Origin of the sequence: Sinomonas sp. G460-2 (assembly GCF_047759905.1) — a bacterium.
Taxonomy (GTDB): Bacteria; Actinomycetota; Actinomycetes; order Actinomycetales; family Micrococcaceae; genus Sinomonas.
The window spans coordinates 1-3,864 of record NZ_JBKZWT010000332.1; the positions used below are offsets into that span (position 1 = coordinate 1).

Sequence of the window (3,864 nt, forward strand, 5' to 3'; positions counted from 1 at the left end):
TGACCACCTCATGGACCGCAACGTGGACGGGCTGATCTTCTGCGGTCCTTGTGGCTCTTGGGGCTCTGTTCGATCAGCTCCCCGTGCGGGCCGGGCGAGAGCTGCGGCTGACCCTGATGATCCCCTTGCTCGAGGTCCACGTCGCGTACCAGCACCGCGGTCGCCTCGCCCGCGCGCATGCCCGCGTAGACGAGCGCCGCGGTGTAGCGACGGTGGGCCCCGGCGGGGACCGCCTCGAGCAGCCGGCTCAGAACCGCGAGGGCGTCCACCTTGACCGACGGGGTGCCGGACCACCTCACCATCGCCGCCTCGATCAGCGGCGAGGTACCTGCTCAGGGCGCCGAAATTCCCCGACCCAAACACCTACCAGGTCGAGCACAGCTTCACAGTCACCATGAGGCCGAGGGCGGACATCGCCGACGCAGTCCAAGACGACTACCGCACCAACCTTGTGCAGCGAGTCATCGCCGCCGCGGCCGTAGAGCCTCGCTTCGAAGTCTCCGACCCGGGTATCGTCGTCGAGTTCGTCAAGCTCGACGACAACCGCACCGGGGACGTCGTCCGCTTCGAGACCCGGCTCTCCCGCTCCCACCACCTTTGGCCGGAGACCATGACCATCGACCCCCGCCGCCCCAACTCGGATACCGCGGTCAAGCAGACTCACCGGTTCTGGACTCCCGAGGAAGAACGCCTCACCTCCGGGCAGGACCTCACCGACGCCCAGGTCTCCGGGCTCACCGGACGCTCCCTCGTCGCCATCCGCAGACGACGGCAGCAGCTCCGCTTCAGGTGCCGCCCCGTCTGACAGAACAACACCTGTTGAAGACCTGAGCAGGCGCACAACGAAGGACAGCTGCGAGTTCGGGGCTTCGGGGGAGGGGCTACTGAGGCAGCCGTGCAGGCTTGTCGAGGCTGGCGCCCCCGGCTGTCTCGGGCTGGCCGCGCCAAATCGGGAAGCCCGCCCAAGGACGGTCCTTACTGGGCAGGAAGACCCGGTCTACATGGAAGGCCCTCCGGCGGTGCCGTCCGGAGGCCACGGCCCACACGACATCGACAAGTTCCCCGTCGCGAGCCATCGAGACGGCATAGCCATGGATTTCGGTGCCCCCGTCCCTGACCACCACCCTTTGGGCGGTGCGAAGGATCCACCGCGAGCAACCCGGGCCGGTGGCAGCCGTGCCCTTCGTGCCGCCGGCGGCCCTTCCTGGCCCGGAGGATTCCGTTCCCTGCGCCGATCCTGCGCTCATGCCACGATCGGCCCGGGGTCCTGCTCCTCGGGGACCTGCCTGTGGGGAGGGGCGCCCATACCGCCTTGGCCCCTGACCCCCAGGCCGTTGCGGTGCAGGGCTGCCACGATCGACTGCTCCCGCCGGGCCAAGGCAGCGGCGCGGGCTGGATCCCGGCCCTCGGAGCCTCTGAGGCCGTCCTCGACCAGGGCGAGCTGGACGATGAGCTCCCTGACTGTGGCATGGTCCAGATCAGTCTCGGAAGCCTTGCGTGCCGGCGAGTCGTCCTCGTTCCCCGGCGCTGGGGGATTCATGTCCAAAGGCTATCCGTGATAGGACGGCCCGTATTCACCCCAGAGGGTGTACTCTTTTGCGCCGTCGCGTCCGCAGCAGTCAGGTGTCGCTCGGACGATCGAGGACACGGCTGCCCTCGACCCCGAGGCCGTCGACCGCATCGACCACATCGCCCGCTGACCCCTGGGGCTCAGTCTCAGTCCGCCTGCCTCTTCCGCTCAGGGCCTCGTACGGGGCATCAGGCCGGGGCGGGTCGGCCTCGGCGGGCGTGTCCTCCTCAGAGCCAGGATGGTGACGTCGTCTGAGTGCTTGTGGCGCAGGGCGTGGTCCATGGCGGCATCGACGATGCGTTCGGGCGTGAGGTCCCCGGCGGGGGCGGAGCGGGCGAGCGCTGCCAGCGCCGCTTCGATGCTGGGGAAGAGGTCGAGGACTCCGTCGCTGAGGACCACGAGGGTCTCACCGGGGCGGAGGCGCTCTTCGCCGAGTCCCCAGTCGTCGTCGCGCTTGACGCCGATGGGCAGTCCTCCGGTGCGCAGCCGGCGCGGCGTGCCGTTCTGGCCAAGGACGGCTGCGAGGCCGTGCCCGGCGTCGACATAGCAGAGGCCCCCGGTGGCTGGGTCGAGGCGGGCGGAGAAGAGGGTCGCGAAGCTCTCGGTGTCCTCGAAGAGCTCCTGCGATGCAATGGCGGCCCTCCTGATGGTGGTGAGCTGGTCGTTGAACCTGGAAGCGCCCATCAGGACCGCCCGGAAAGAGGCGGCGATGAGCGCGGCGGGGATGCCTTTGCCCATCACGTCGGCGAAATGGATCTGCAGGGTGCCGTCCTGGAGCAGCTGCCAGGCGAAGAAGTCCCCGCCGATTGAGCCCGAAGGCGCGCACCTGCCGGCGATCCGGTATCCGGGCAGCTCGGGCGAGGCATGCGGCAGCAGCATCCGCTGGACCTGGGCGGCGCGGTCGAGCTCGCCGGAATATGCGATCTCGCTTTCGACCAGGCCGGCAAGGACAACGAGGACCTTCCGGTCCCTGCCCGAAAGGGACCGGCGCTGAGTGTCCATGACGCACAGGGAACCGATAGGCTCTCCGTTCGGGGCGTGGACCGGGTGTCCGGCGTAGAACCGCACGCCGTCCGCGGCGAACCTGCCTCCCGCGAAACGCGGGTCCTCGGAGGCGTCCTCGACGACTAGGGTGGCGTCCTGTTCCAGGGTGTGCGCGCACATCGACTCGGCCAGCGGCTCCTGTTCGAGCCCACCCAGTCCAGCCTCGGCCTTGGTCCACTGTCGGTCGGCGTCTACGAAGTTGATCGCTGCCATGGGTGCCTCGAGCAGCGCACAGGCCGCCTCGACGAAACGGTCGAAGCGTCCCTCCCGTGGCGTGTCGAGTATCCCAGTGCCGCGCAGAGCCCCGAGGCGTCGCCGGTCCAGGGCCATCCGATGGACCCTCTCCATCCACTCCATGACGGTCAACCTACCCCCGCACCCGGCCTGACCGCCGCCGGCACCGTTCGGGCGTCCGCAACCGAGGGCCCGCGGCACGAGGCCTGGGCGGGCACCCGCTCACCCAAGCCGCCACACGGAAACGGAGCAAGGCCCGCCGGAGCCGGTCGGCGGGCAACCTCCATCCACTTGCGGCAGCGGAGCAACACCGCCCCGCCTTAGCCTCGCGGTAGGGCCCCGGCCTTGCGCAACGAACGGCCGGGAAGGCTCGGCCCGGCGGCCCGCCCCCTCTGAAGGGGCCCCGTCGCCCAGGGCTGCGCGCAGCCGCATGCCCGCGGCAACGATCCTGCCACCCCTCAGGCGGCCCGGAAGGACTGGACGCAGCAGAGATTCTCGTAGAGTGCCCCGTTCAGGATGCCACCCGTGCGAGCCCACGAGACGGAGGAGGCGCCACTTCGCCTCATGGCACGGGCGCGGCCTCTCCAGCGCGTCCCGAAGAATTACGAGCCCCTGCCCGGCAAGAGTGTCCTCGTCCGCACTGGCCATGGTCCCATCCCCCAAGATTTCAACCATGCAAGGGAGTGTGGAGGCAGACCGGCCGTTCTGTCCACCCTCCAGGCCGCAGAACCTTCTCGTCCCCAAGTGCCGCGGATTGAGCCAGCTAGTGCCCGCCCTCAGCGGTGAGTCCCACGCGGGCGTCGGCGATCGCCGTCGTCAGCTGTTGCACCATGTCCGCGACGAGGGCGAGCTGCTCCGGGGTGTAGTCGGCGAGGACGGGGAGCAGGTGCTCGACCATGGGGTCGAACATCTCGCGGCCCGTCGCGCGCGCGCTTGGTGTCGAGGCGAGGAGGATCTGGCGCCGGTCCTCGGCGCTGTGCTGGCGTTTGAGGTGGCCCGAGGCCTCGAGGCGGTCG

At 69.6% G+C, this 3,864-nt stretch carries 4 protein-coding genes and 1 pseudogene; 1 reads left to right on the forward strand and 4 read right to left on the reverse strand.

The window, feature by feature from the left end; translation table 11 throughout:
• Positions 1-8: 8 nt before the first annotated feature.
• Positions 9-302: a hypothetical protein gene (locus tag ACLN58_RS19170; protein WP_415856833.1), complete on the reverse strand. Its 294-nt coding sequence runs from the start codon at positions 300-302 to the stop codon at positions 9-11.
• Positions 303-394: 92 nt separating this feature from the next.
• On the opposite strand from ACLN58_RS19170, the gene ACLN58_RS19175 reads away from it, so the two are divergent.
• Positions 395-805, forward strand: a complete 411-nt coding sequence (locus ACLN58_RS19175; RefSeq protein WP_415856834.1) for a hypothetical protein — start codon at positions 395-397, stop codon at positions 803-805.
• Between the two features lie 438 nt (positions 806-1,243).
• Here the strand turns inward: ACLN58_RS19175 and ACLN58_RS19180 are convergent, their stop codons facing one another.
• The 3 genes and pseudogenes from ACLN58_RS19180 to ACLN58_RS19190 form a co-directional block, all read right to left on the reverse strand.
• Positions 1,244-1,540, reverse strand: a complete 297-nt coding sequence (locus tag ACLN58_RS19180; RefSeq protein WP_415856835.1) for a hypothetical protein — start codon at positions 1,538-1,540, stop codon at positions 1,244-1,246.
• 198 nt (positions 1,541-1,738) lie between these two features.
• On the reverse strand, positions 1,739-2,971 hold the full coding sequence (locus ACLN58_RS19185; RefSeq protein ID WP_415856836.1) for a PP2C family protein-serine/threonine phosphatase: 1,233 nt from the start codon (positions 2,969-2,971) through the stop codon (positions 1,739-1,741).
• A 640-nt stretch (positions 2,972-3,611) separates the two neighbouring features.
• A pseudogene (locus tag ACLN58_RS19190) lies at positions 3,612-3,864 on the reverse strand (hypothetical protein); the annotation flags it as partial.